A 24,425-nucleotide genomic window follows, 5' to 3' on the forward strand; every position below is an offset into this window, starting at 1 on the left:
GTTTCCCGTAACAAGAACATCACGGGTCCGCGCCTACTATCTCTCTACCAGCTGTGACCGGTCCTGCGGAAACTCCGCCAGGCTGTCTGAAAGGGTAGTAACCGCAGCTGGACCATTTTGTTGGCCGTCGTCCGTACTCTCCGCGGACGGCGGCTTTGTTCTTTGTGGCATGCGGCTTCCCGCGTTAGGCTGTGCCATTCTTTCCCCGGCGCCGCCCCCATGAGTCAGTCCGCCCCATTGCCGCCCCCTGCCTGCCGTTGCTGCTTGCCCCTGGGGCGCGGCTGATGGTCGCTGGAGCAGGCGCCGCAGATGCGCCGCAAATCGCGGTAATCGGGCTTGGCTACGTCGGGTTGCCGTTGGCCGTTGCGTTCGGCGCCCGTCAGCCAACACTCGGGTTCGACATCGACCACGCGCGGGTCGAGGAGCTCCAGCGAGGGCATGACCACACCCTGGAAATGGAGCCGCACGAGCTTGCCGCCGCACGGCACGCCCGTTACACCGCCGACCCCGCCGAACTGGCCGCGTGCACCATTTACATCGTGACGGTGCCCACGCCGATCGATGCGCTGGAGCAGCCGGACCTGGGGCCGTTGCGGAGCGCCTCGTCGCTGATCGCCGCCGTGCTCAAGCCGGGCGACCTGGTGATCTACGAATCCACCGTCTACCCGGGAACCACCGAGGAAGTGTGCGTGCCGCTGCTGGAAGCGGGGTCGGGACTGCGGTTCAACCACGATTTCCATTGCGGCTACAGCCCCGAGCGGATCAATCCCGGTGACCGCCAGCGCCGCCTGCCCGACATCCGCAAGATCACGTCCGGTTCTACCCCCGAGATCGCGGCGCGGGTCGATGCGCTGTACGCGACCATCATCACCGCCGGCACGTGGCCGGCGCCGTCGATCCGCGTGGCCGAAGCGGCCAAGGTGATCGAGAACATCCAGCGCGACGTCAACATCGCGCTGGTCAACGAGCTGGCGTTGATCTTCGACCGGCTCGGCATCGATACCCAGGACGTGCTGGATGCAGCGGGCAGCAAATGGAATTTCCTGCCGTTCCGGCCGGGCCTGGTTGGCGGCCATTGCATCGGCGTGGATCCCTATTACCTGTTGCACAAGTCCGAAAGCGTGGGCTACCACCCGGACCTGATCCACACCGCGCGGCAGGTCAACAACCGGGTCGGTGCGCATGTGGCCCAGCGCGTGCTGGCGCTGCTGGCGGGGCGCGGCAAGGTGCCGGCCGCTGCGCGCATCCTGGTGCTGGGCGTGACGTTCAAGGAAAACTGCCCGGACCTGCGCAACAGCCGCGCGCTGGAGCTGGCGCAGTCGCTGCAGGCGGCCGGTGCGCGGGTGGACGTGCAGGACCCGTGGGTCGGGCCGGCGGTGTTGGCCGGCAGCGGCGTGCACTGGGTGGAGCGCGCCGATCCCGGCGTGTTCGATGCCGTGGTGCTGGCCGTGGCCCACGACGAGTTCCGTGCGTTCGACGCGGCCACCGTCCGCGCACTGCTCACCTCCGACGGGGTGGTGTACGACGTCAAATCGGTCTGGCCACGGGACGTTGTCGACGACCGGTTGTAGACTCGAATGCGTTATTGATCGAGGAAAGCCATGCATCGTTACCTGGTCTACGTGCTCGCCATCCTGTTGTTGCCGGTCTGCCTGTGGCTGGCCACGATCTGGCCGGCCTGGTATTGGGGCGTCGGCGGCACCCTCGCGCTAGTGGTGCTGGGCACCTGGGACCTGTTGCAGAAGCGCAGCACGCTGCGCCGCAACTACCCGGTGATGGCGCATTTCCGCTACGGGCTGGAGTCGATCGGCCCGGAAATCCGCCAGTACTTCGTACAGAGCGACCTGGAGGACGTGCCGTTCTCGCGGCAGCAGCGCGCGCTGATCTACCAGCGCTCCAAGAACGAAATGGACGTGGTGCCGTTCGGTACGTTGCGCAGCACCTATGCGGTGGACTACGAGTGGATCAACCATTCGCTGGCCCCCACCGAGATCGCGCACAGCGATTTCCGCGTGCTGATCGGCCCCAATTGCGCCAAGCCGTATTCGGCCAGCGTGTTCAACATCTCGGCGATGAGCTTCGGCTCGCTGTCGGCCAACGCAATCCGTGCCCTCAACGAGGGCGCGCGCCGCGGCAGTTTCTACCACGACACCGGCGAAGGCTCGATCTCGCCCTATCACCGCGAGATGGGCGGCGACCTGGTGTGGGAAATCGGCTCGGGCTACTTCGGCTGCCGCGATGACGCGGGCGGTTTCAGCGAAGAGAAGTTCGTGGCCAATGCCAACACCGATCAGGTGAAGATGATCGAGATCAAGCTGTCCCAGGGCGCCAAGCCCGGCCATGGCGGCGTGCTGCCGGCGGCCAAGGTCAGCGCGGAGATCTCGGTCACCCGTGGCGTGCCGATGGGCGTGGATTGCGTGTCACCGTCCAAGCACTCGGCATTCAGCACGCCGGTGGAGCTGCTGCAGTTCGTGGCGCGCCTGCGCGAGTTGAGCGGTGGCAAGCCGGTCGGGTTCAAGCTGGCCATCGGCCATCCGTGGGAGTGGTTCGGCATTGCCAAGGCGATGCACGAGACCCAGCTGTTGCCGGACTTCATCGTGGTCGACGGTGCCGAAGGCGGCACCGGCGCGGCGCCGGCCGAGTTCATCGACCATGTGGGCGTGCCGATGCACGAAGCGCTGCTGCTGGTCCACAACACGCTGGTCGGCCTGGACCTGCGCGACCGGATCAAGGTGGGCGCGGCCGGCAAGGTCACCAGTGCGTTCGAGATCGCGCGCACCATCGCGCTGGGCGCGGACTGGTGCAATGCCGGGCGTGGCTTCATGTTCGCGCTGGGCTGCATCCAGTCGCTGAGCTGCCACAGCGACAAATGCCCCACCGGTATCGCCACCCAGGACCCGCACCGCTGGCGGCATCTGGATGCGGCCGACAAGGCCACCCGCGTGCACAGTTACCACGACAACACCGTGCGCGCGCTGCGCGACCTGCTGTGCGCGGCAGGCTTGAACCACCCGTCCGAACTGGGCCCGGAGCACATCCTGCGGCGGGTATCGCCGGTGGAGATCCGCTCGCTGGCGTCCTTGTACCGGTACCTGGCGCCGGGTGAACTGCTGCGGCAGGTGCCCGATCACGCGGTGTTCCATGATTACTGGAGCGACGCGCGCAGCGATTCGTTCCAGCCGCCGGCGCGGATCCAGGCACTGCGCACGAGCAAGTCGCGATGATGGCTGGAACGGTTCGTGATGGTGGGGCTGCCGGGCAGAGCCCGGCGCTACGGATGGGGACGGCCGGCGATGGCGGGGCTGCCGGGCAGAGCCCGGCGCTACGGGTGGGGACGGCCGAGGAGGCCGAGCGGCTGTGGGTGCTGCGCACCCGCTGCGTGCGTGAACTGTGCAGCACGGCGTACCCGCCCGAGGTGATCGCGCCGTGGGCGGCCTCGCCGCCGCCGGCGCAGTACGCTGCGCTGATCGCGAAGGGCGGCTGCGTGGTGGCCGAGGACGGGACCGGGCAGCTGCTGGGGTACGGCATCCTCGACACGGCAGGCAATGAAATCGATGCGCTGTTCGTCGACCCCGACTGTGGCGGGCGTGGCATCGGCCAGGCCTTGATGCAGGCCCTGCAGGCCTTGGCCGATCCGGACAGGCCGCTGGTTCTGTCGGCCTCGCTCAATGCGGTCCCGTTCTACCAGCGCTGCGGTTTCCGGGCGCTGCGCGAGGAAACCTACCCGCACCCCAGCGGCGTCGCACTCGCCTCGGTGCGCATGCAACACCCCTGACCCGGTAGTGCCGGCCGCTGGCCGGCTCCCCGCGGTGCCCGGTGCGCAAGGTAGTGCCGGCCGCTGGCCGGCTCCTCGTGGTGCCCATGGATCTGCGTGGAGCCGGCCAGCGGCCGGTGGTATCCGCAGTGCTTCGAGGCGTGCGTGGAGCCGGCCAGCGGCCGGCACTACCGTTTCAACGCGGCCCGTTATCGGCGTTTCAACGCGGCCCGTTTACTGGATCTGCAGGTACTCGATCACGCCGCGCCCGGCACGCAGACCGCTGGCAAAGCAGGCGGTCAGCAGGTAGCCGCCGGTGGGCGCTTCCCAGTCCAGCATCTCGCCGGCGCAGAACGTGCCCGGCATCTGCCGCAGCATCAGCTGCGCGTCCAGCGCCTCCAGACGGACGCCGCCGGCGGTGCTGATCACCTCGGCCATCGGGCGCGGGCGCAGCAGCGACAGCGGCAGGCGCTTCAATGCAGCGGCGATGCGGTCGGCGGGCAATTGGCCGGCGTCCTTGCCCAGCACTTCAAACAGCAGCGCCGACTTGACCCCGCCCAGGCCCAGCTGGCGGCGCAGGTGCTCACCGAAGCTGCGGCCCTGGCGAGGGCGCTGCAGCTTGTCCAGCAGCTGCGCCTCGGTCTGGCCGGGCAGCAGGTCCAGATGCAGCGTCACCGCGCCGTCGCGGGCGAGGGTGTCGCGCAGGTCGGCGGCCATCGCATAGATCAGGCTGCCTTCGATGCCGTCGGCGCTGATCACGCATTCGCCCTGCAGCGTGCGTGGTTGACCGTTCAGCGCGATCCAATGGGCCACCAGCGGCTTCAACGGAGCACCAGCCTGGCGATCGCGGAAGTACGCGGTCCAGTCGACGTCAAAGCCGCAGTTGGCCGATTGCAGCGGCGCCATATCAATGCCGCGCGCGGCCAGCGGTGCCACCCATGCCGCATCCGAGCCAAGCTGTGGCCAGCTGCCACCGCCCATCGCCAGAACCACGGCATCGGCCTGCACCGTGACCTCGCCCTCGGGCGTTTCAAAGCGCAGGGCACCGTCGTCTGCCCAGCCGGTCCAGCGATGCTGCACATGCAGGCGCACGCCCTGTTCCTTCAGGCGGCGCACCCAGCCACGCAGCAACGGGGCGGCCTTGCGGTCCACCGGGAACACCCGGCCGGAACTGCCGACGTAGGTTTCCACACCGAAACCCAACGCCCAGTCGCGCAGTGCCGGGCCGTCGAAATCGGCCAGCCATGCGCCCACCTCGCTGGCCCGCTCGCGGTAGCGCGCCACGAATACACCGTGCGCATCGGAGTGGGTCAGGTTCAGCCCGCCCTTACCGGCGATCAGGAACTTGCGCCCGGGCGAGCCTTTGGCCTCATACACATCAACCTGGTGGCCGGCGGCGCGCACGGTCTCGGCCGCCATCAGCCCGGCCGGGCCACCGCCGATGATCGCCACACGTCGTGGGGCAGTGCTGGAAAGGGTCATGCAGGCCAATCAGCGCGGGGTGACGTCGAGCAGCTCGACATCGAACACCAGCGACGAACCGGGCCGGATCGGGCCGGCCCCCCGGTCGCCGTAGCCGTATTCGGCCGGAATCATCAGGGTGCGCTTGCCGCCCACCTTCATGCCGGCGAAGCCTTCGTCCCAGCCCTTGATGACCTGGCCCTTGCCGAGGTCAAAGCTGAAAGGCTCGCCACGGTCAACCGAGCTGTCGAACTTGTCACCGTGCTTGTCGGCGGTGCGCTCGTCGTAGATCCAGCCGGTGTAATGCACGGTCACTTTGCTGCCGGGCGTGGCCTCGGCGCCGGTGCCCGGCTGGGTATCGATCTTCTCGAACTGCGCGATCGTGCCGCCCGGGGGCGGGCCGGGCGGGGTGCAGCCGGCGAGGCCCAGCAGCATCAGGGGGGCAAGCAGATAGGAGGGCAGGGGGCGCATGGCGGCTCCGGATCGCAAAAACGGGACGCAAGGGTAGCGCATCGCCGGGCGCTATCATGGGCGCATGTCGAAACTGCTGCTCAACCTGCGCAATGTCGCGGACGATGAAATCCAGGACGTGATCGCCCTGCTGGACCAGGCGGGCATCGCCCATTACCGCACCGAACCCAGCCCGTGGGGGATCTCCTGGGGCGGGATCTGGATCCGTGACAACGAGGACCTGCCGCGGGCGAAGGCGGTGATGGCGCCCTACCAGGAGGCCCGCGGGGTACGCGTGCGGGCCGAGCGCGAGGCGGCGCTGCGCGATGGCACCGCCGAAACCTTCGGCAGCCTGCTGCAGCGCCGGCCGCTGTTCGTGGTCGCCGTGCTGCTGGGCATGGTTGCCGCGGCGGCGCTGGTGTTCCTGCCGTTCGTGCTGCTGCGCGGCTGAACCGCCGGCGGCCACGGCCCCGGCAGCGGGGCGGTCGGCATTTATAATGAGCCGATGATCGCCAATACCGCCGCCTACCATTTCACCCCCATCGCCGACCCCGACGCGCTGTGCGCCACGCTGCTGGAGCGCGCCACTGCGGGCGGCCTGCGCGGCACCATTCTGGTGGCGGGCGAGGGCATCAACCTGTTCCTGGCCGGCACCGACACCGGCATTGCCGATTTCTACGCTGCCCTGCATGCCGACCCGCGCTTTGCCGGGTTGCGGGTGAAAACCAGCTACAGCCAGATGCAGCCATTCGCGCGGCTCAAGGCCAAGGTCAAGCCGGAGATCATCAGCTTCCGCATCGACGACGGGCAGCCGCTGGCCTACCCGCGCGCCCCGTCGGTGGACCCGGCCACGGTGCAGCGCTGGCTGCGCCAGGGCCATGACGATGCCGGCAAGCCGGTGGTGATGCTGGACACCCGCAACACCCAGGAAATCGAGTACGGCACCTTCCAGGACGCGCTGGTGCTGCCGATCACCAAGTTCACCGACCTGCCCGATGCACTCGCGCCGCACCGCGAGGCGCTGCGCGACAGCACCGTGGTCAGCTTCTGCACCGGCGGCATCCGCTGTGAAAAGGCCGCGTTGTGGATGCGCAACGACGGCATGGACAACGTGCTGCAGCTGGACGGCGGCATCCTGGGGTACTTCGAGGCCGTCGGCGGCGAAGGCTACGAGGGCCGGTGCTTCGTGTTCGACGAGCGCGTGGCGCTGGACGCGGACTTGCAGCCGCTGGTCGATCAACCCGGTACCGAAGCCGCCTGAGCGCTGGCGGCCGGGCAGGGCGCGGCACGACCGGCAGCTACGCGGCACCCTCACGAAGCCGAACCGCAGGAATCAGCATCCCGCCACCGGCACTGGCGGCGGGCGGTGGCCAGCCCCATCTGGGTGGGATGACTTCTGGAGGGAACGCGTCCATGCAATTGTCGATTCTTGATCTGGCCCCCGTGTGTGAGGGCAGTGACACCACCCAGGCCTTCGCCAACATGCTGGACCTGGCCCAGCACGCCGAAGGCTGGGGCTACCACCGTTACTGGCTGGCCGAGCACCACAACATGCCGGGCATCGCCAGCGCCGCCACGGCCGTGCTGATCGGCCACGTGGCCGGCGGCACCCGGCGCATCCGCGTGGGCGCCGGCGGCATCATGCTGCCCAACCATTCGCCGCTGCAGGTGGCCGAGCAGTTCGGCACGCTGGCCTCGCTCTACCCCGATCGCATCGATCTGGGCCTGGGCCGCGCGCCCGGCACCGACCAGCCCACCGCGCGCGCCCTGCGCCGCTACTTCGACAGCGCCGACCAGTTCCCCCAGGACGTGCGCGAACTGCTGCATTACTTCGAACCGGCACAGACCGGCCAGGCCGTGCGCGCCGTGCCCGGTGCGGGCATCCCGGTGCCGGTGTGGCTGCTTGGCTCCAGCCTGTTCAGCGCGCGCCTGGCCGCCGCGATGGGCCTGCCGTTCGCGTTCGCGTCGCACTTCGCGCCCGATGCGATGGACGAGGCGCTGGCGGTGTACCGCCGCGAGTTCCGCCGGTCGCAGTACCTGGAGGCCCCGTACGCGGTGCTGGGCATCAACGTGGTGGCGGCCGAGTCCGAGGCCGAGGCCAAGCGTCTGTTCACGACCCAGCAGCAGAGCTTCGTCAACCTGCGGCGCGGCAAGCCGGGGCTGATTCCGCCGCCGATCGACGACATCGAAGCCTTCTGGCAGCCGCATGAAAAGCTGGGCGTGCAGAACGCGCTGGCCTGCGCGGTGGTCGGCGACGTGCGCCAGGTGGGCGAGGGCATGGCGGCGTTCGCTGCGCGCCACAAGCCCGATGAACTGCTGCTCACGGCCAACATCTTCGACCATGCCGCGCGCAAGCGCTCGTTCGGGCTGGCGATGCAGGCGTGGAAGGCCAACGCGTAAGAACACCGTTGCGAATGCGCGCGAAGGCGGCGTGACCGCATGGTTCACGCTGCCGTGGCTGCCGATCGGCTGTGATGGGGGCTCCCGTTTCAGGAGCTACGTCCATGGCAGAACACGACCGCCAACAGCACATCAAACAACTGGCGGGCATGATCCGCGATGTCGACATCGCCATGTTCACTACCGTCGGTGTCGACGGCCGGCTCTACAGCCGTCCGCTCGGCACGCAGGAAGTCGAGTTCGATGGCGACCTCTGGTTCGCCACCGAAGCCGACAGCCCCAAGGTGGCCGAGATCGCGCTCAACCCGCGCGTCAACGTGTCCTATTCCTCGCCCTCGGGCAACACCTATGTGTCGGTCGCCGGCACCGCGCGCATCGTCGATGACCGCGCGAAGATCGAGGAACTGTGGTCGCCGGCGATGAAGCTGTTCTTCCCCGGCGGCAAGGACGACCCTAACCTGCGCCTGATCCACGTCAGCGCCGAATCGGCCGAGTATTGGGACGGCCCGGGCGGTCTGCTGGGTAGCGCGCTGTATTTCGTGTTGTCGGCCGTTACGGACGACCCGGGCGCGTTGTCGGATACCGGTACGGTGGATCTCAAGCCTGGGGCGTGATGGTTGGGCGGTTTTTGGGGCAGGTTTTGGGGCGATTTCCGGGAAGCCGACCAACGGTCGGCTCTACCCTTGTCGGTGGGAAGCCGACCAACGGTCGGCTCTACCGTCCGGGTGGGGGCGTGGTGTCGCTTCGGTAGGCGCCGACCGTTGGTCGGTGCGTCTCAGAACCAGCGCTGGACCTGTTCCACCGTGTAGCTCACCAACTGGCCGGAGCTGAAGCCGAAGAACAGCACGGCAGCCAGCGCGCCGATCCAGTTCAACAACATCAGCATGCCGTCGCGTTCCAGCAGCGCCAGCGCGAACAACAGCAGCTGGAAGCCGAACAGGTAGTTGGTGAACGGGATCGGCAGCGACAGCAGCACCGCCACCAGGATCAGCAGCAGGCCGGTGAGCGCGTGCGCCGGTAGTGGCACCAGCAGCGTGGGCAGGCGCGGCTTCAGCAGCTTGTCCAGCCGCCGCAGGGGGCCGTCGATTCGGGCCAGGAACCGGTGCATCGTGCCGCGCTTCGGGCCGCGGTTGGCAATGAACTTCGGCAGCCACGGCCGGCGCAGGCCGAACAGCATCTGCCCGCCGATCAGCAGAATCAGCGGGCCACTCACCGCGCCGCCCACCCCAGGAATCGGGATGAAGGCCGGCAGGATCGCCACGAACAGGAACACGCCGAACGCGCTCTGCTGCAGGTCCTGCAGGATCTTGCCCAGCAGCAGCCGCTCCTCCGGGTCGCCGTGGTCGAACATCGCCAGCAACGTGCGGATGCCTTCGTTGCGGTACGCCGGGCGCCCCTCGTCCGGCGGAGTTGGATCAGCCGGTGAGTTCATCGGTCTCTTCTTCGGACAGCGTGCGCAGCAGCAGCTTGTCCACCCGCGCACCGTCCAGGTCGACGATCTCGATGCGCCAGCCGGCCCAGTCGAAATACTCGCCCGCATGCGGAATGCGCCCGAAGAAGTGGATGCACATGCCGGCCAGCGTGTAGTAGTCGCCGTCCTCGGCGTCGGGCAGTTCGGCATTGCCCATCAGTTCGCGCAGGTCTTCGATCGACAGCGAGCCGTCGACCAGGTAGGAGCCGTCCTCACGGGTCACCACCAGGGCGTCCTCGTCCACGTTCTCCACCGACTGCAGGCGGCCGACCACCGCGCCCATCAGGTCGCTGATGGTCACCAGGCCCTGGATCTCGCCGTACTCGTCCACCACCAGCGCCATCGACTGCTGTTCCTCGCGGAAGATCTCCAGCAGCTTCATCGCATGGGTGGATTCGGACACATACAGCGGCTCGCGCAACTGCTGGAACAGCGAATGGTCATCGCGCACCAGGCGCGTCACCAGGCTCTTCACTTCCAGCACGCCCACGATGTCCTGGTCGTTGTCGCGGTACACCGGGTATCGGGAGAACTCGTTTTCGCGCATCGTGGCGATGTTCTTCTCCGGGTCGGCCACGGTGTCCAGCCAGGCGATCCGGTTGCGCGGGGTCATCAGGCTGTCGGCGGTCCGGTCGCCCAGGCGCATCACCCGGTTCATCATGTCGCGCTCGTGCGCGTCGATGACCCCGGCCTCGTGGCTCTCGGCCACCAGCATGCGGATCTCCTCTTCGGTCACCGATGCGGCCTCGTCCTTGCCCAGGCCCAGCACGCGCAGCACCAGCCGGGTGCTGTGCGAGAGCAGCCACACCGCCGGGAAGGCGATCCGGGACAGCCAGCCCATCGGCCAGGCGACCAGCCCGGCGATGTCCTCCGAGCGGGTGATCGCCAGCCGCTTGGGCACCAGTTCGCCGAAGATCAGCGTCAGGAAGGTGATCAGGGCCACGGCCAGTGCCTTGCCCACTTCACTGGCATAGGCAAAGGCGGGGAACACCCCGTGCAGCCACTCGGCGATGGCCAGGCCGATCGCCTCGCCGCCGAACACACCGGTCAGGATGCCGATCAGGGTGATCCCGATCTGCACCGTGGACAGGAAGCTTTCGGGCTTTTCAGACAGTTCCAGCGCGCGTGCGGCGCGCTTGCTGGTGCCGGCCATCTGCTTCAGGCGGCTCTTGCGCGAGGTCATGACCGACATCTCGGACATGGCGAAGAAGCCGTTGAGCAGGATCAGGGCCAGGACAATAATCAGTTCAAACACGGGCGTCGTCCCCGGTTGGTGGCAGGGAGGGCGTGTTCAAGCGATGGCGGCTACCGTAGGGCGCGTGAGCGCGGCGGTGCGGCGGGGGGTAAGGGTCGTCGTCCATAGAGTGCGCCCGAAGGCGCCCGCGCATCTTAACAAAAGGCCGGGGCAGGGAAGCAAACAGAGTCGTTCAGGCAGCCCCTTTGCGGCGTGAAGACAGGGGGGAGTACCCGGAGTGGACATCAAACCGTCATAATTCCGCCCGGTGCCGTCCTTCCTCGACGGCGAATAGGTTTCTCAATGTTCTCTCTGCAGACCATTTTCGGCTCCGGCAAACAGTTCTACACCCTGCTGGACGAGGCTGCCCAGGCCGCCCAGGACAGCGCCAAGGCGCTGCACGCCATGCTGCGCGATTCGGACCGCCAGCCGGCGCTGGACGCCTTCAAGCTGGCCCGCCTGCGCGAACGTGCCGCCTCGGACAAGATCAGCCAGGCGCTGGTGGACAGCTTCATGACCCCGATCGAGCGCGAGGACATCGAAGCGCTGGGTTCGGCCCTGTACAAGATCCCCAAGCAGGTCGAGAAGTTCGCCGACCGCTACTCGCTGGCCACCGCCCACCTGGAGCACATCGATTTCGCGCCGCGCGCGGCGATGCTCGAACAGGCCGCCAGCGTGGTGGTGGAGATGGTCAACGACCTGCGCCACATGAATCTGGACCGGATGACCGCGCTCAACGAGAAGCTGCGCTCGCTGGAGAACGAAGCCGACCGCCTGATGCTCGAGCTGTACCGCGACATCTACTCCGGCCGCCTGGACAACCTGCAGATGTTCCTGCTCAAGGAGTTCTTCGAGATCCTGGAAAAAGCCATCGACCGTTGCCGCGAGGCCGGTGTGGTGGCGTACCAGATCGTGCTGAAGAACAGCTGACGGACGCCACAGCATGCTGACCCTTGTCCTGGTGGTGATCCTGGCCGCGCTCGTCTTCGAGTTCATCAACGGCTTCCACGACACCGCCAACTCCATCGCCACCGTGGTGGCGACCAAAGTGCTCTCGCCCGGTTGGGCGGTGATGCTCGCGGCTTTCATGAACCTCATCGGCGCCCTGACCGGCACCGCCGTGGCGCTGACCATCGCTTCGGGCCTGCTCAACACCAACGTGGTCGATGTGACCCCGCAGGTGATCCTGTGCGCGCTGCTGGGCGGCATCATCTGGAACCTGATCACCTGGTGGAAGGGCCTGCCTTCGTCGTCCTCGCACGCCCTGATCGGCGGCCTGTGCGGCGCCGGCCTGGCCGCGGCCCACAACAACTGGGATGCGTTGATCTGGTCCGAGCGGATCGGCACCTGGGCCCAGAACAAGGGCCTGCTGTGGAAGGTGTTCCTGCCGATGATCACCTCGCCGGTGGCCGGCTTCCTGCTGGGCATCGTGGTGATGCTGCTGCTGTGGGCGATCATCGCCGGCATGGCCAAGGCCGGTGGCTGGCTCGGGCGCCTGGCGCGTCCGCGCATCGTCAATGCGTTCTTCGGCAAGGCACAGATCGTGTCGGCGGCCTACATGGGCTTCGCCCACGGCCACAACGACGCGCAGAAGACCATGGGCATCATCGCCATGACCCTGATCGGCGCCGAGGCGACCGGTGCACTGAACGACCTGCCGTCGTGGCTGGCCTTCATGCACCCGCAGGCCAGTGCCGGTGACGGCATCGCCATGTGGATCGTGTTGACCTGCGCGGTGGTGATGGCGGCCGGTACGGCGTCGGGTGGCTGGAAGATCATCAAGACCCTGGGTCACAAGATGGTCAAGCTGCATCCGATCCACGGCTTCGCCGCAGAAACCAGCTCGGCCACGATCCTGACCCTGGCGGCGCATTTCGGCATGCCGGTCTCGACCACGCACAGCATCTCCACCGCGATCATGGGCGTGGGTTACGCCAAGAACCCGCGTTCGCTGCGCTTCGGCGTGATCGAGCGCATCGTCTGGGCCTGGATCCTCACGATCCCGGCGGCAGGCGGCTGCGCATACCTGATCCTGCGCCTGTTCGAACTGTTCGGCTGGGCATAAGCCTGCGCACTGTAGAGCCGGGCTCTGCCCGGCTGCCACAAAAAACCCGCCGAAAGGCGGGTTTTTTGTGGGCGCAAGCAACGCATCAGACAGACATGCCCGACAGATCCCGGCGACGCCGCGGCAGGACGCGGGCCCTCGGCCCGCGTTCCCGCACGCCGGGGCGCCGAATGCAGGACACCGGGATGCTGGATGCCGTCACGCCGAACGCCGGGACGCCGGTAGGGTCGCGCCCCAGCCGACTGCCGTGAACTCCCGCCGCCGCGATGTCGGCATGGAAATGATCGGCATCCGCGCGCGGTGACGGACGGGATGTTGTTCGAGGGTCATGCCACCATCGAACGTTGCGCCGTTATCGGCAGTCGGCCGGGGCGCGACCCTACCTTGGGTGCCCATTGCTGCGGGACGCATCGGCACGACCCTATCGGTGTTGGCCCATGCGACGCGTTGGTCCGGCACGCGCTTCGGTAGGGTCGCGCCCCAGCCGACTGCCGTGAACCCCCGCCGCCGCGATATCGGCATGGAAATGATCGGCATCCGCGTACGGTGAAAGGCGGGATGTCGTTTGAATGTCACGCCACCATCGAACGTTGCGCCGTTATCGGCAGTCGGCCGGGGCGCGACCCTACCGGGGTCCATATTGCCGCAGGACGCGTCGGCGCGCCCCGACCGGGATCCATCGCAGCAGGACGCATCGCCCCCCAACCGGTGTCCGCCCCCGACACACTGCTCAGGCGCTGCGGTCCCCCGCCAGCAAGCCATACAACGCCGAGTCGGACAGCTCCCCGCCCACGCACCAGCGCTCGCGCAGCAGGCCTTCGCGCTGGAAGCCGATCCGTTCCAGCACCCGCGCCGATGGCACGTTGCGCGGGTCGATCTCGGCCTCCAGCCGGCGCAGGCCACGGTCGTCCAGCAGGTGGTCGATGAAACACTGCAGCGCTTCGCGCATGTAGCCCTTGCCCTGCGCCTCGGGCGCCAGGTGGTAGCCGATCTCGGCGCGGCGTGAATCGGCATCGATCGCAAACACCACGCAGATGCCGAGCAGCGGCGCATCGGCGTGCTCGCGGATGCCCAACTTGAGCTGGGTGCCGGCCCGCATCGCGGTCAGGTCGTCCAGGATCTGCGCGTAGGCCTGCTTGATGTCGGTCCAGGCGGGGTGGTTCCAGTAGCGCATCACCGCCGGATCGGACTGGATGGCGAACAGGGCGGCGCCGTCGCTGGCGCGGATCGGGCTCAGTACCAGGCGCGCGCTGTGGAGCTGCAGGGTCGGGTCGAAATACATGGGAACACTCGATCAGGAAGAGGGGCCGGCCGCGCCGGGCAGCGCCATGTGCAGCAATGGATACGGTTGATCCTGGCCATCCAGCGGCGAGCGCCCGGTGACGACGAAGCCAAGGTGCTGGTAGAAGCCGACCGCCTGCGGGTTCTGTTCGTTGACGTCCAGTGCGGTGGCACCGAGCGTCTCGATGGCATGTCGCAGCAGGTGTTTGCCGATGCCGCCGCCGCGCCGCTGCGGGTGGATGAACAACATTTCGATGCGGCCTTCGGCGACCCCGACGAAGCCGTCGATCGCGCCTTGCGCATCGCAATACACCCACAGGTCCACCGCGGCCAGATACACCTCGCGGATCAGCGGTCGCAGCGTCTGGATGGCGTGCTCGGGCAGGAAGTCGTGGGTGGCCCGTACCGATGCCTCCCACACGTCGGTGATGGCGTCGTAGTCGGCTGGCAGGGCGGGGCGGATAGCGGTCATCTGAAGGTCTGGCGGTGAACCGTGTTCGATTATCGCCGTTTCCCGCACACGACCGCGCCTGGAGAGGTTCAGGGTGCATTACCGGCCCGTCACACGGACGGCAGAAGAACAAAAAAAAGCCCGCCGGTAGGCGGGCTTTTTCATTGGGCGGCGGCTGGCGCTGCGATCAGACTTCCAGCGAGGCCAGGTCGCCCTTGTTCTCCAGCCACTGCTTGCGGTCGCCCGCGCGCTTCTTGGCCAGCAGCATGTCCATCAGCGAATGGGTCTGTTCGCCATCGTCGATGGTCAGCTGCACCAGGCGGCGCGTATCGGGGTGGATGGTCGACTCGCGCAGCTGCGGCGGATTCATCTCGCCCAGGCCCTTGAAGCGGGTCACGCTGACCGTGCCCTTGATCTTCTCGCGCTCGATCTTGTCCAGCATGGTGCGCTTCTCTTCTTCATCCAGCGCGTAGAACACCTGCTTGCCCACGTCGATACGGAACAGCGGCGGCATCGCCACGAACACGTGGCCGGCATCGACCAGCGCCGGGAAATGCTTCAGGAACAGGGCGGTCAGCAGCGTGGCGATGTGAAGGCCGTCCGAGTCGGCGTCGGCCAGGATCACCACCTTGCCGTAGCGCAGCCCGCTGATGTCGTCTTTGCCCGGGTCGCAGCCGATCGCGATGGCCAGGTTGTGCACTTCCTCCGAGGCCAGCACGCTGCCCGAGGACACTTCCCAGGTGTTCAGGATCTTGCCGCGCAGCGGCATGATGGCCTGGAAGTCCTTGTCGCGCGCCTGCTTGGCACTGCCGCCGGCCGAGTCGCCTTCCACCAGGAACAGCTCGGTGCGCGACAGGTCCTGGCTGATGCAGTCGGCCAGCTTGCCGGGCAGGGCAGGGCCCTGGGTGACCTTCTTGCGGGTCACCAGCTTTTCGGTCTTCAGGCGCGCGCTGGCGCGCTCGATGGCCAGCTGGGCGATCTTCTCGCCCATGTCCACGTTCTGATTCAACAGCAGGCTGAAGGCATCATGTGCGGCACCCTCGACGAACCCGGCGGCCTGGCGCGAGGACAGGCGCTCCTTGGTCTGGCCGCTGAACTGCGGGTCGGTCATCTTCAGCGACAGCACGAACGACACCCGGTCCCACACGTCTTCCGGGGCCAGCTTGACCCCGCGCGGCAGCAGGTTGCGGAAGTCGCAGAACTCGCGCAGCGCCTCGGTCAGGCCGGTGCGCAGGCCATTGGCATGGGTGCCGTGCTGGGCGGTTGGAATCAGGTTGACGTAGCTTTCCTGGACCAGCTCGCCTTCCGGAATCCAGGCCAGGGCCCAGTCCACGATCTCGTTTTCTTTCTTCAGGTGGCCCACGAACAGGTCGGCCGGCAGCATCTCGCGCTCGCCCAGCTCGGCCTTGAGGTAATCGCTCAGGCCATCTTCGTAGTACCAGGTGTCCTGCTCGTCGGTGGCTTCGTCGCGCAGCTTCACGGTCAGGCCGGGGCACAGCACCGCCTTGGCGCGCAGCAGGTGGCGCAGGGCGCGCAGGTTGTACTTGGGCGTATCGAAGTACTTCGGGTCGGCCCAGAAGCGCACGCGGGTACCGGTGTTCTTCTTGCCGACACTGCCCACCACTTCCAGCGGGCTGGCGCGGTCGCCATTGCGGAAGGTGATGCGGTGTTCGCTGCCCTCGCGCTTGATGTGCACCTCGACCAGGGTCGACAGCGCATTGACCACGCTCACGCCCACGCCGTGAAGGCCGCCGGAGAAGGTGTAGTTCTTGTTGTTGAACTTGCCGCCCGCGTGCAGGCGGGTCAGGATCAGCTCGACGCCGGGGATCTTCTCCTCGGGGTGGATGTCCACCGGCATGCCGCGGCCGTCATCGCTGACCTCGCAGCTGCCGTCCTTGTACAGGGTGACCTCGACCGTACGGGCATGCCCGGCCAGGGCCTCATCGACGGCATTGTCGATGACTTCCTGCGCCAGATGGTTCGGGCGGGCGGTGTCGGTGTACATGCCGGGGCGGCGCTTGACCGGGTCCAGGCCGGACAGGACTTCAATATCGGCGGCGTTATAACGGGCGTTCATCTGTTTTCATATAGCGCAAAGCGACGGCGAAGTTTGCGGTCTGGACGGTTTTTTTGCACGCCGCACGTTCAGGGGGCGGCCGACCAGGGTTGGATACACTGTGCGTGGTGGAAACCGTACCCCGGCGACCCCATCCCAAGCCGATACCGCGAGGAGTGACCCATGAAGAAGTTGCTGACCATCGTTGCCATTGCCGCCGCCGTCGTGGCCGTGCCGCTGGCCATGGCCCAGAACGCCGGACAGGGCCAGCCCACGCCGCAGCAGGGCGAGCAGGCCGACAAGGCGCAGTCCGAGGCGGACGCCAAGGCCAAGCGCCGGGCCCAGGCCACGGCCGACATGAAGGCCAAGGGCGCGCAGGCCCCGCAGAAGGAAGAAGAGGAAGAGGCCAAAAAGAAGCGCTGAGCCTTCTTCTGCTGCCATGGGCGCCCCGGCCTTGCCGGGGCGCCTTTTTTTGTGGGGACCGCAATCCAGTGCTTGGGCTTGCGGCCTCCAATCTGTAAACTAGCGCTTTCCGGGAGCAGTGCGTGTCATCCATCAGCGAATGGACTGGCCTGATCGTGCGCGATCGCCAGCAGGGTAGGCAGGAGGTGACGGTCCCAACGGCGACCGGCACGGCCACCCCGACCTCGCCGACCGGTCCCCGCGCTGCCTCCCCGATCCCGTCCCCGGCGCGTGCGTCCACCGCCCCGGCCGACCGGATCCGCCCCCCTTTCCCCTTCACGTCGTCCGCCGCCCTGCGCGTCGGCGCCGTCTCCCCCTTCCTGACAGGACACCCCCAGCCATGACTCCCTTGATCTTCGTAACCGGCGGCGTAGTGTCCTCGCTCGGCAAAGGCATTGCCGCCGCGTCACTTGCCTCCATCCTTGAAGCCCGTGGCCTCACCGTCACGATGATGAAGCTCGACCCGTACATCAACGTCGATCCGGGCACCATGAGCCCGTTCCAGCACGGCGAGGTCTACGTCACCGACGACGGCGCCGAGACCGACCTGGACCTGGGCCATTACGAGCGCTTCGTGCGTACCCGCCTGAGCCGCAAGAATTCGGTCACCACCGGCCGCATCTACGAGAACGTGATCCGCAAGGAGCGCCGCGGCGACTACCTGGGCGCCACCGTGCAGGTCATCCCGCACATCACCGACGAGATCCGCCGCTGCATGGACGAGGCCACCGAAGGCTTCGACGTGGCCCTGGTCGAGATCGGCGGCACCGTGGGCGACATCGAGTCGCTGCCGTTCCTGGAGGCGATCCGCCAGGTGCGCACCGAGCGTGGCCCGGAAAAGGCGCTGTTCATGCACCTGACCCTGGTGCCGTACATCGCCGCCGCCGGCGAGCTGAAGACCAAGCCCACCCAGCACTCGGTCAAGGAGCTGCGCTCGATCGGCATCCAGCCGGACGTGCTGCTGTGCCGTTCCGAGCAGGTGGTGCCGGACTCGGAGCGCCGCAAGATCGCCCAGTTCACCAACGTCTCCGAGCGCGCGGTGATCAGCGTGCCGGACGTGGACGTGCTGTACCGCATCCCGATGGGCCTGCACGCCCAGGGCCTGGATGACATCGTCATCAACCAGTTCAAGCTCGGCGACAAGGCCGGCCCGGCCGACCTGCACGAGTGGGAAGCGGCGGTGGACGCCACCCTGCACCCGCTGGACGAGGTCACCATCGCGGTGGTCGGCAAGTACGTCGATCACCAGGACGCCTACAAGTCGGTCGGTGAAGCGCTCAAGCACGGCGGCCTGCGCCAGCGCACCAAGGTCAACCTGAAGTGGCTGGAAGCCCAGGACCTGGAAGGCAGCGACATGGGCGCGCTGAAGGACGTCGACGGCATCCTGGTGCCGGGCGGCTTCGGCGACCGCGGCTTCGAAGGCAAGGTGCTGACCTCGCAGTTCGCCCGCGAGCAGCAGGTGCCGTACTTCGGCATCTGCTACGGCATGCAGGCCGCGGTGGTCGATTTCGCCCGCCACGTGGCCGGCCTGGAAGGCGCCAACAGCACCGAGAACGATCGCCAGTCGCCGAACCCGGTGATCGGCCTGATCACCGAATGGCGCACCGCCACCGGCGATGTGGAAAAGCGTGACGACAAGAGCGACCTCGGCGGCACCATGCGCCTGGGCCTGCAGGAGCAACGCCTGAAGCCGGGCACCCTGGCCCGCGAGCTGTACGGCAAGGACGTGGTGTCCGAGCGCCACCGCCACCGCTACGAGTTCAACAACCGCTACCGCACCCAGCTGGAAGACGCCGGCCTGGTGATCGCCGGCAAGTCGATGGACGACACCCTGGTGGAAGTGGTGGAACTGTCGCGCGACCAGCACCCGTGGTTCCTGGCGTGCCAGGCCCACCCGGAGTTCCTGTCCACCCCGCGCGATGGCCACCCGCTGTTCATCGGCTTCATCCGTGCCGCGCGTGAGCGCAAGGCCGGCGCCCCGCTGGGCGCGGGCGCCTGATCGCGCTGCGCACCGGTCGCCCTGCCGGGCGGCCGGCATGAGCCCAGACACAAAGGCGGCGCAGAACGTGCGCCGCCGCTGGCGCGCCTGGCCCTGGGGCTGGGCCGCGCTGCTGCTGTCGATCGGCGCCTGGGCCTGCACCTTCATGCTGGTGGTGCTGGTGATGACCAGCATGGGCATGCCGGGCGATGGCAGCCATGCCCTGCAAGGCGTCGCCCCGTACCTGTATTTCACCCTGGCGCTGGGCGTCGGCCTGCTGATGGGCGGCGTGGTCGCCAGCGTCCTGGCCATGCGCCTGCGCCGGCAACCGGCCGGGGGCGTGTGTGCGCTGGTGTTGACGGCGCTGCTGCTGGTGGCGCTGCTGGTACCGGCGCTGTTCTAGGCCGCTGTCGCCGCGGCCCGCCCGCACGCCGATTTGGCAAGCGGCAGGTGGATGGCGATAATCACGCGGCAGCTTTTTCAGCGCTCCTTTTTTGGCGTTTCCCCTTCCTGACTGGTAACCGGCCCACCATGACCACGATCCGCAGCATCCACGCCCGTGAAATCCTCGACAGCCGTGGCAACCCCACGCTGGAAGCCGATGTCATCCTCGAGGACGGTTCGTTCGGCCGCGCCGCGGTTCCGTCGGGCGCCTCGACCGGCAGCAAGGAAGCGGTGGAGCTGCGTGACGGCGACAAGACCCGTTACCTGGGCAAGGGCGTGCGCAACGCCGTGGCCAACGTCAACACCACCATCGCCAACGCGCTGAAGGGCTATGACGCGGCCGACCAGGAAGGCCTGGACCGTCGCCTGATCGACCTCGACGGCACCGAGAACAAGGGCCGCCTGGGCGCCAATGCGCTGCTGGCCGTGTCCATGGCCACCGCGCACGCCGCTGCCGCCGCCAACAAGCAGGCGCTGTGGCAGTACCTGGCCGCCAAGACCGGCGTCACCCCGTCGCTGCCGGTGCCGATGATGAACATCATCAACGGCGGCGCGCATGCCGACAACAACGTCGACTTCCAGGAGTTCATGGTGCTGCCGGTCGGCTTCACCTCGTTCTCCGAAGCGCTGCGCGCCGGCACCGAAATCTTCCATTCGCTCAAGTCCGTGCTCAAGGGCCATGGCCTGAGCACCGCCGTGGGCGACGAAGGTGGCTTCGCGCCGGACTTCCGCAGCAACGTCGAAGCGCTGGATACCATCCTCGAAGCGATCGGCAAGGCTGGCTACACCGCCGGTGAAGACGTGATGCTGGGCCTGGACGTGGCGTCCACCGAGTTCTACGAAAACGGCAAGTACAACCTGGTGGGCGAGAACAAGCGCCTGACCTCCGAGCAGTTCGTCGACTTCCTGGCCGACTGGGCCGCGCAGTACCCGATCATCACCATCGAAGACGGCCTGGCCGAGAACGACTGGGCGGGCTGGAAGCTGCTCACCGACCGCATCGGCAGCAAGGTGCAGCTGGTCGGCGACGACCTGTTCGTGACCAACCCGAAGATCTTCAAGGAAGGCATCGCCTCGGGCACCGCCAACGCCATCCTGATCAAGGTCAACCAGATCGGCACCCTGACCGAGACCCTGGAAGCGATCGCCATGGCGGACGCGGCCAACTACGCGGCCGTGGTCTCGCACCGTTCGGGCGAAACCGAAGACACCACCATCGCCGACATCGCCGTGGCCACCACCGCCACCCAGATCAAGACCGGCTCGCTGTGCCGCAGCGACCGCGTGGCCAAGTACAACCAGCTGCTTCGCATCGAAGAAGCGCTGGGTGCGGGTGCGCGCTACGCCGGCCGTGATGCGTTCGTGTCGCTGAAGCGCTGATCCCATGCGCAACTGGCGTTGGATGTTGCTGCTGCTGGCGCTGTTGCTGGCGTGGCTGCAGTACCGTTTCTGGTTCGGCCCGGGCAATTCAGGTGAAGTGATGACCCTGGAAGCCCAGGTCGACAACCAGAAGCGCGACAACGCCGGTCTGCAACAGCGCAATGACGCGCTGGCCGCCGAGGTCAAGGACCTCAAGGAAGGCCAGGCCGCCATCGAAGAGCGGGCACGCAGCGAGCTGGGCATGATCAAGCCGGGCGAGAAGTTCTACCGCGTGGTGGAAGATGCCCCGGTTGCGCCCGCGCGCGCGCCGGTGGCCGTCGACCCTGACGCCCCGCACCAGGACGTGCCCTGATGGGTACGGTCTGGGCGGTGGTGCCCGCGGCCGGTCGCGGCACCCGCTTCGGCGGGGAGACCCCCAAGCAGTACCTGGTCGCGGGCGATCGGGTGCTGCTGGCCCATACCCTGGAGGCCCTGCTGTCGCACCCGGTCGTGGCCGGGGTGATGGTGGTGGTCGCCGACGGCGACACCGACTGGCCGGGCTGGCAGACGCTGGCCGACAAGCCGATCCTGACCTGCATCGGCGGTGCCACCCGCGCCGCATCGGTGCTGGCGGGGCTGCAGGCCTTGCCCGACAGCGTGCGGGCCGATGATTTCGTGCTGGTGCATGACGCCGCACGACCCAACCTGGCGGCCGCCGACCTCGGCCGGCTGCTGGAAGTGGGGCGCAATGACCCGGTCGGGGCGATCCTGGCCGCGCCGGTGCGCGACACCCTCAAGCGTGCCGGCGACGACGGCGGCATCGATGCCACCGAGCCGCGTGCCCGCCTGTGGCGCGCGCTGACCCCGCAGCTGTTCCGCCGCCACCAGCTGGCACGGGCCCTGCAGGAGGCGGCCGACGCCGGCGTGGAGGTCACTGACGACGCCATGGCGATGGAGCGGCAGGGGCTGCGCCCGTTGCTGGTGGAAGGCAGTGAGGACAACTTCAAGGTCACCACCCCGGCCGATCTGTCCCGATTTGAATTCGAGCTGGCGCGTCGCGGGTACTGAGTCCGCGCGCGTCGCCACAACTGCAGGTTTTTGCCATGAACACCGCACCATTCCCGCCGGTCCGCATCGGACAGGGCTACGACGTCCACGCCTTTGGCGAGGGCGACCACGTGATGCTGGGCGGTATCCGCGTGCCGCACAGCTGCGGCGTGCTGGCCCACAGCGACGGCGATGTGATTCTGCATGCGCTGTGCGATGCGATGCTGGGCGCGCTGTCTCTCGGCGACATCGGCGTGCACTTCCCGCCGACCGACATGCGCTGGAAGGGAGCCGACAGCGCGCACCTGCTCGACCATTGCAACGGTCTGCTGCGCGAACGCGGCTGGCAGGTCGGCAACACCGACATCACCGTGATCTGCGAGCGGCCCAAGGTGGGCCCGCACGCGGCGGCCATGCGCGAGCGCATCGCCAGCGTGCTCGGCGTGGCGCTGGACTGCGTGAGCGTGAAGGCCACCACCTCGGAGAAGCTGGGCTTCACCGGGCGCGGTGAAGGCATTGCCGCCCAGGCCGTCGTGCTGCTGGTGGCGCTGTGATCGCGCTGCCGCTGGCGTTCGGCGCGCCGTTGCTGACCGCGAAGATCCGCACCACTCCCGACGATTTCCAGGTGGACGAGCTGCCCGCGTTCGAGCCGAGCGGGGAGGGCGAGCACCTGCTGCTCACCCTCCGCAAGCGCGGCGCCAATACCGTGCACGTGGCCAAGGTGCTTGCACGCTGGGCCGGGCTGCCGGACATGGCGGTCAGCTACGCCGGCATGAAGGATCGCCATGCGGTCACCACGCAGCGTTTCAGCGTGCACCTGCCCAAGCGGATCGCGCCGGACCCGGCGCTGCTGGCCTCCGATGAAATCGAGGTGGTCGAATCCACGTGGCACAACCGCAAGCTGCAGCGCGGTGCGCTGGCCGGCAACCGCTTCAAGCTGGTGTTGCGTGACGTGCAGGGCGATGCGGCGGCGATTGACGAGCGGTTGTCGTTGATCGCTGCGCGCGGCCTGCCGAACTGGTTCGGCGAGCAGCGCTTCGGCCGCGATGGTGGCAACGTGCCGGCCGCGCTGGCGATGTTCGGCGGGCGCCGGATGCGCCCGGACCAGCGCTCGCTGCTGCTGTCGGCGGCGCGTTCGGCGCTGTTCAACCAGGTGCTCGCCGAGCGCGTGGCGCAGGGCAACTGGGACGCCCCGCTGGACGGCGAAGTGTGGATGCTGGACGGCAGCCGCAGCGTGTTTGGCCCCGAGCCGTTCACCGACCTGCTGGCCGACCGCCTGGCGCGGTTCGACATCCATCCCAGCGGCCCGTTGTGGGGTGAAGGCGAGCTGCGCAGCAGTGAAGCAGCCGCGGCGCTGGAACTGGCCGCGGTCAGCGACGAGCAGTCGCTGGCGTTGCGCGCCGGGCTGGAAGGGGCGCGCCTGAAGCAGGAGCGCCGCGCGCTGCGCCTGCGCCCGGCGATGCTGCAGCACCAGTGGCTGCAGCCGGACGTGCTGGAACTGAGCTTCGCGCTGCCGCCGGGCTGCTATGCCACTGCAGTGCTGCACGAGCTTGGGCCGGTGGAAGACGCCAGCCAGCCCGACGCCTGAACTGAATGCCGCCGACCAACGGTCGGCCAGACCCACACCCAGGTAGAGCCGACCGTTGGTCGGCTTGGCGCGGTGCGTGGTTTCCCGATGCCGGAACGAAACGCAGCCGACCAACGGTCGGCTCTACGCGCCGGATCCACGCGCCGGAACGAAATGCAGCCGACCAACGGTCGGCTCTGCGCGCCAAATCCACGCGCAGGACCGAAATGCAGCCGACCAACGGTCGGCTCTACCGATGTGCGCTGCGTGGTGGGCGTTATCGGTTGCTCAGCAGCACCAGCACCGCGCCGGTACCGCCTTGGCCGGCCGGCGCCGAATGGAAGGCCAGCACGTCGTTGCGCTGGCGCAGCAGGCGGTCGACCAGGTTCTTCAGCACCGGCGCGCCGCCGTCGGACTGCAGGCCCTTGCCGTGGATGATGCGCACGCAGCCATGCTCGTGCGCATGCGCTTCCAGCAGGAACTGGCGCAGCAGGGTTTCGGCCTGCGCCACCGTGGCGCCGTGCAGGTCCAGCTCGTCCTGCACCGAATACTGGCCACGCTTGAGCCGCTGGAACATGCGCGCCGGCAGGTTGTCGCGGCGGTAGCTGGCGGTGTCGCCGGCTTCCAGCGGGCTGCTGTCGCGCAGCAGCCGCGCGAACTCGCCGCGGGCCTCCTGGTCGTCGCGTTCGGCCATGCGCGCGCGCGGTTTCGGCTTGGGCGTGGGCGGCGGCGCCGCCGCGGGCTTGCGCAGGGGTTTGACCTCGCCGATGGCCGAACGGAACAGCGCGGCGGGGTCTTCGTCTTCAGGATGTGACATGCGTACAGCGTAATGCCAGGCGAGGGCAGCTGCCTACGGTTTCCGGGGTAGGACGATCTGCCCGCTTGCGGCACAATAGCTGACGCACTTGCGCGGTCGACCCGCCCCATCTGGGGACGCGCCGGCCC

At 67.9% G+C, this 24,425-nt stretch carries 25 protein-coding genes; 17 read left to right on the forward strand and 8 right to left on the reverse strand.

Annotation, left to right across the window (positions count from 1 at the left end):
- Positions 1-284: 284 nt before the first annotated feature.
- The 3 genes from AC6CHL_RS10145 to AC6CHL_RS10155 are packed head-to-tail and all read left to right on the forward strand — an operon-like array spanning position 285 to position 3,775.
- Positions 285-1,571: a nucleotide sugar dehydrogenase gene (locus AC6CHL_RS10145; RefSeq protein ID WP_498294289.1), complete on the forward strand. Its 1,287-nt coding sequence runs from the start codon at positions 285-287 to the stop codon at positions 1,569-1,571.
- 30 nt (positions 1,572-1,601) lie between these two features.
- Positions 1,602-3,224, forward strand: a complete 1,623-nt coding sequence (locus tag AC6CHL_RS10150) for an FMN-binding glutamate synthase family protein (protein WP_038689193.1) — start codon at positions 1,602-1,604, stop codon at positions 3,222-3,224.
- A 53-nt stretch (positions 3,225-3,277) separates the two neighbouring features.
- Entirely contained in the window at positions 3,278-3,775 is a 498-nt protein-coding gene (locus tag AC6CHL_RS10155) for a GNAT family N-acetyltransferase (protein ID WP_498294290.1), read from the forward strand.
- Positions 3,776-3,988: 213 nt separating this feature from the next.
- On the opposite strand, the gene AC6CHL_RS10160 is transcribed toward AC6CHL_RS10155, so the two are convergent.
- Complete coding sequence (locus AC6CHL_RS10160; RefSeq protein ID WP_498294291.1) at positions 3,989-5,236, reverse strand: TIGR03862 family flavoprotein; 1,248 nt, start codon at positions 5,234-5,236, stop codon at positions 3,989-3,991.
- Between the two features lie 9 nt (positions 5,237-5,245).
- On the reverse strand, positions 5,246-5,686 hold the full coding sequence (locus AC6CHL_RS10165) for an FKBP-type peptidyl-prolyl cis-trans isomerase (protein WP_498294292.1): 441 nt from the start codon (positions 5,684-5,686) through the stop codon (positions 5,246-5,248).
- Positions 5,687-5,750: 64 nt separating this feature from the next.
- Here AC6CHL_RS10165 and AC6CHL_RS10170 point away from each other — a divergent pair, with 64 nt between their 5' ends.
- From AC6CHL_RS10170 to AC6CHL_RS10185, 4 genes are all read left to right on the forward strand, one after another.
- The gene (locus tag AC6CHL_RS10170) at positions 5,751-6,116 is read left to right on the forward strand and encodes a DUF6164 family protein (protein WP_038689187.1); all 366 of its coding nucleotides are present in this window, start codon (positions 5,751-5,753) and stop codon (positions 6,114-6,116) included.
- A 54-nt stretch (positions 6,117-6,170) separates the two neighbouring features.
- Positions 6,171-6,926, forward strand: a complete 756-nt coding sequence (locus tag AC6CHL_RS10175) for a sulfurtransferase (protein ID WP_038689185.1) — start codon at positions 6,171-6,173, stop codon at positions 6,924-6,926.
- Between the two features lie 152 nt (positions 6,927-7,078).
- Positions 7,079-8,065, forward strand: coding sequence for an LLM class flavin-dependent oxidoreductase (locus AC6CHL_RS10180; RefSeq protein ID WP_448133388.1), 987 nt, complete (start codon positions 7,079-7,081; stop codon positions 8,063-8,065).
- Positions 8,066-8,169: 104 nt separating this feature from the next.
- Entirely contained in the window at positions 8,170-8,679 is a 510-nt protein-coding gene (locus AC6CHL_RS10185) for a pyridoxamine 5'-phosphate oxidase family protein (protein WP_128096695.1), read from the forward strand.
- Between the two features lie 161 nt (positions 8,680-8,840).
- On the opposite strand, the gene AC6CHL_RS10190 is transcribed toward AC6CHL_RS10185, so the two are convergent.
- The gene (locus AC6CHL_RS10190) at positions 8,841-9,497 is read right to left on the reverse strand and encodes an exopolysaccharide biosynthesis protein (RefSeq protein ID WP_447592904.1); all 657 of its coding nucleotides are present in this window, start codon (positions 9,495-9,497) and stop codon (positions 8,841-8,843) included.
- Positions 9,481-10,791, reverse strand: coding sequence for a hemolysin family protein (locus tag AC6CHL_RS10195; protein ID WP_137189122.1), 1,311 nt, complete (start codon positions 10,789-10,791; stop codon positions 9,481-9,483). The genes AC6CHL_RS10190 and AC6CHL_RS10195 overlap by 17 nt, the downstream gene beginning before the upstream one ends.
- Before the next feature lie 282 nt (positions 10,792-11,073).
- Here AC6CHL_RS10195 and AC6CHL_RS10200 point away from each other — a divergent pair, with 282 nt between their 5' ends.
- Both AC6CHL_RS10200 and AC6CHL_RS10205 read left to right on the forward strand, forming a co-directional pair.
- Positions 11,074-11,700, forward strand: coding sequence for a DUF47 domain-containing protein (locus tag AC6CHL_RS10200; RefSeq protein WP_038689176.1), 627 nt, complete (start codon positions 11,074-11,076; stop codon positions 11,698-11,700).
- A gap of 13 nt (positions 11,701-11,713) precedes the next feature.
- Positions 11,714-12,835 carry an inorganic phosphate transporter gene (locus tag AC6CHL_RS10205; protein WP_038689173.1) on the forward strand — a complete coding sequence of 374 codons (1,122 nt, stop codon included), beginning with the start codon at positions 11,714-11,716 and terminating at the stop codon, positions 12,833-12,835.
- 730 nt (positions 12,836-13,565) lie between these two features.
- Here the strand turns inward: AC6CHL_RS10205 and AC6CHL_RS10210 are convergent.
- From AC6CHL_RS10210 to parE, 3 genes are all read right to left on the reverse strand, one after another.
- Positions 13,566-14,117, reverse strand: coding sequence for a GNAT family N-acetyltransferase (locus AC6CHL_RS10210; protein ID WP_141058661.1), 552 nt, complete (start codon positions 14,115-14,117; stop codon positions 13,566-13,568).
- Positions 14,118-14,129: 12 nt separating this feature from the next.
- On the reverse strand, positions 14,130-14,588 hold the full coding sequence (locus tag AC6CHL_RS10215; protein ID WP_498294293.1) for an acetyltransferase: 459 nt from the start codon (positions 14,586-14,588) through the stop codon (positions 14,130-14,132).
- Between the two features lie 166 nt (positions 14,589-14,754).
- On the reverse strand, positions 14,755-16,644 hold the full coding sequence (gene parE / locus AC6CHL_RS10220) for a DNA topoisomerase IV subunit B (protein ID WP_038689167.1): 1,890 nt from the start codon (positions 16,642-16,644) through the stop codon (positions 14,755-14,757).
- A gap of 162 nt (positions 16,645-16,806) precedes the next feature.
- Between parE and AC6CHL_RS10225 the strand changes: the two genes are divergently transcribed.
- From AC6CHL_RS10225 to truD, 8 genes are all read left to right on the forward strand, one after another.
- Positions 16,807-17,046, forward strand: a complete 240-nt coding sequence (locus AC6CHL_RS10225; protein WP_038689165.1) for a hypothetical protein — start codon at positions 16,807-16,809, stop codon at positions 17,044-17,046.
- Positions 17,047-17,425: 379 nt separating this feature from the next.
- On the forward strand, positions 17,426-19,084 hold the full coding sequence (pyrG, locus tag AC6CHL_RS10230) for a CTP synthase (protein ID WP_498294294.1): 1,659 nt from the start codon (positions 17,426-17,428) through the stop codon (positions 19,082-19,084).
- A 37-nt stretch (positions 19,085-19,121) separates the two neighbouring features.
- Positions 19,122-19,466 carry a hypothetical protein gene (locus tag AC6CHL_RS10235; protein WP_498294295.1) on the forward strand — a complete coding sequence of 115 codons (345 nt, stop codon included), beginning with the start codon at positions 19,122-19,124 and terminating at the stop codon, positions 19,464-19,466.
- 128 nt (positions 19,467-19,594) lie between these two features.
- Positions 19,595-20,887, forward strand: coding sequence for a phosphopyruvate hydratase (eno, locus tag AC6CHL_RS10240; RefSeq protein ID WP_038689162.1), 1,293 nt, complete (start codon positions 19,595-19,597; stop codon positions 20,885-20,887).
- Between the two features lie 4 nt (positions 20,888-20,891).
- Positions 20,892-21,239, forward strand: coding sequence for a cell division protein FtsB (gene ftsB / locus AC6CHL_RS10245; protein ID WP_038689160.1), 348 nt, complete (start codon positions 20,892-20,894; stop codon positions 21,237-21,239).
- The gene (ispD, locus tag AC6CHL_RS10250) at positions 21,236-21,934 is read left to right on the forward strand and encodes a 2-C-methyl-D-erythritol 4-phosphate cytidylyltransferase (RefSeq protein ID WP_498294377.1); all 699 of its coding nucleotides are present in this window, start codon (positions 21,236-21,238) and stop codon (positions 21,932-21,934) included. The genes ftsB and ispD overlap by 4 nt, the downstream gene beginning before the upstream one ends.
- Before the next feature lie 35 nt (positions 21,935-21,969).
- Complete coding sequence (ispF, locus tag AC6CHL_RS10255; RefSeq protein WP_038689156.1) at positions 21,970-22,467, forward strand: 2-C-methyl-D-erythritol 2,4-cyclodiphosphate synthase; 498 nt, start codon at positions 21,970-21,972, stop codon at positions 22,465-22,467.
- A complete protein-coding gene (truD, locus tag AC6CHL_RS10260) occupies positions 22,464-23,501 on the forward strand; it encodes a tRNA pseudouridine(13) synthase TruD (protein WP_498294296.1) in 1,038 nt (345 codons plus the stop codon). Before ispF ends, truD begins: the two co-directional genes overlap by 4 nt.
- 256 nt (positions 23,502-23,757) lie before the next feature.
- Here truD and AC6CHL_RS10265 read toward each other — a convergent pair whose 3' ends face one another.
- The gene (locus AC6CHL_RS10265; protein WP_038689151.1) at positions 23,758-24,297 is read right to left on the reverse strand and encodes a Smr/MutS family protein; all 540 of its coding nucleotides are present in this window, start codon (positions 24,295-24,297) and stop codon (positions 23,758-23,760) included.
- Between the last annotated feature and the right edge of the window lie 128 nt (positions 24,298-24,425).

This window comes from Stenotrophomonas sp. GQ19 (genome assembly GCF_059758695.1).

What these genes read in the sequence shown, in the direction of transcription:
- AC6CHL_RS10170 (WP_038689187.1), top strand. Translation starts at nt 5,751, where the DNA reads ATGTCGAAACTGCTGCTCAACCTGCGCAATGTCGCGGACGATGAAATC.
- AC6CHL_RS10180 (WP_448133388.1), top strand. Translation starts at nt 7,079, where the DNA reads ATGCAATTGTCGATTCTTGATCTGGCCCCCGTGTGTGAGGGCAGTGAC.
- parE (WP_038689167.1), bottom strand. Translation starts at nt 16,644, where the DNA reads ATGAACGCCCGTTATAACGCCGCCGATATTGAAGTCCTGTCCGGCCTG.
- ispF (WP_038689156.1), top strand. Translation starts at nt 21,970, where the DNA reads ATGAACACCGCACCATTCCCGCCGGTCCGCATCGGACAGGGCTACGAC.
- AC6CHL_RS10165 (WP_498294292.1), bottom strand. Translation starts at nt 5,686, where the DNA reads ATGCGCCCCCTGCCCTCCTATCTGCTTGCCCCCCTGATGCTGCTGGGC.
- AC6CHL_RS10200 (WP_038689176.1), top strand. Translation starts at nt 11,074, where the DNA reads ATGTTCTCTCTGCAGACCATTTTCGGCTCCGGCAAACAGTTCTACACC.
- AC6CHL_RS10185 (WP_128096695.1), top strand. Translation starts at nt 8,170, where the DNA reads ATGGCAGAACACGACCGCCAACAGCACATCAAACAACTGGCGGGCATG.
- AC6CHL_RS10215 (WP_498294293.1), bottom strand. Translation starts at nt 14,588, where the DNA reads ATGACCGCTATCCGCCCCGCCCTGCCAGCCGACTACGACGCCATCACC.
- AC6CHL_RS10160 (WP_498294291.1), bottom strand. Translation starts at nt 5,236, where the DNA reads ATGACCCTTTCCAGCACTGCCCCACGACGTGTGGCGATCATCGGCGGT.
- AC6CHL_RS10150 (WP_038689193.1), top strand. Translation starts at nt 1,602, where the DNA reads ATGCATCGTTACCTGGTCTACGTGCTCGCCATCCTGTTGTTGCCGGTC.
- AC6CHL_RS10265 (WP_038689151.1), bottom strand. Translation starts at nt 24,297, where the DNA reads ATGTCACATCCTGAAGACGAAGACCCCGCCGCGCTGTTCCGTTCGGCC.
- AC6CHL_RS10210 (WP_141058661.1), bottom strand. Translation starts at nt 14,117, where the DNA reads ATGTATTTCGACCCGACCCTGCAGCTCCACAGCGCGCGCCTGGTACTG.
- AC6CHL_RS10190 (WP_447592904.1), bottom strand. Translation starts at nt 9,497, where the DNA reads ATGAACTCACCGGCTGATCCAACTCCGCCGGACGAGGGGCGCCCGGCG.
- eno (WP_038689162.1), top strand. Translation starts at nt 19,595, where the DNA reads ATGACCACGATCCGCAGCATCCACGCCCGTGAAATCCTCGACAGCCGT.
- AC6CHL_RS10205 (WP_038689173.1), top strand. Translation starts at nt 11,714, where the DNA reads ATGCTGACCCTTGTCCTGGTGGTGATCCTGGCCGCGCTCGTCTTCGAG.
- AC6CHL_RS10145 (WP_498294289.1), top strand. Translation starts at nt 285, where the DNA reads ATGGTCGCTGGAGCAGGCGCCGCAGATGCGCCGCAAATCGCGGTAATC.
- AC6CHL_RS10225 (WP_038689165.1), top strand. Translation starts at nt 16,807, where the DNA reads ATGAAGAAGTTGCTGACCATCGTTGCCATTGCCGCCGCCGTCGTGGCC.
- AC6CHL_RS10175 (WP_038689185.1), top strand. Translation starts at nt 6,171, where the DNA reads ATGATCGCCAATACCGCCGCCTACCATTTCACCCCCATCGCCGACCCC.
- AC6CHL_RS10155 (WP_498294290.1), top strand. Translation starts at nt 3,278, where the DNA reads ATGGGGACGGCCGGCGATGGCGGGGCTGCCGGGCAGAGCCCGGCGCTA.
- pyrG (WP_498294294.1), top strand. Translation starts at nt 17,426, where the DNA reads ATGACTCCCTTGATCTTCGTAACCGGCGGCGTAGTGTCCTCGCTCGGC.
- ftsB (WP_038689160.1), top strand. Translation starts at nt 20,892, where the DNA reads ATGCGCAACTGGCGTTGGATGTTGCTGCTGCTGGCGCTGTTGCTGGCG.
- AC6CHL_RS10235 (WP_498294295.1), top strand. Translation starts at nt 19,122, where the DNA reads ATGAGCCCAGACACAAAGGCGGCGCAGAACGTGCGCCGCCGCTGGCGC.